Here is a 242-nt window from a genome sequence, read left to right on the forward strand (position 1 = left end):
GAACCAGAACGTGCTATCGATAAGCCGTTCCTGCTGCCAATCGAAGACGTATTCTCCATCTCCGGTCGTGGTACCGTTGTTACCGGTCGTGTAGAACGCGGTATCATCAAAGTTGGCGAAGAAGTTGAAATCGTTGGTATCAAAGACACTGCTAAGTCTACCTGTACTGGCGTTGAAATGTTCCGCAAACTGCTGGACGAAGGCCGTGCTGGTGAGAACGTTGGTGTTCTGCTGCGTGGTAT

General features: G+C 50.4%; 1 protein-coding gene. It reads left to right on the forward strand.

All coding sequences use genetic code 11. The features are described from left to right. A partial coding sequence (locus ACH1XZ_RS23275) for an EF-Tu/IF-2/RF-3 family GTPase (RefSeq protein WP_395597313.1) occupies window positions 1–242 on the forward strand: 242 nt, incomplete at both ends.

It is taken from the genome of Kluyvera chengduensis (assembly GCF_044197065.1).
Lineage (GTDB): Bacteria > Pseudomonadota > Gammaproteobacteria > Enterobacterales > Enterobacteriaceae > Kluyvera > Kluyvera ascorbata_C.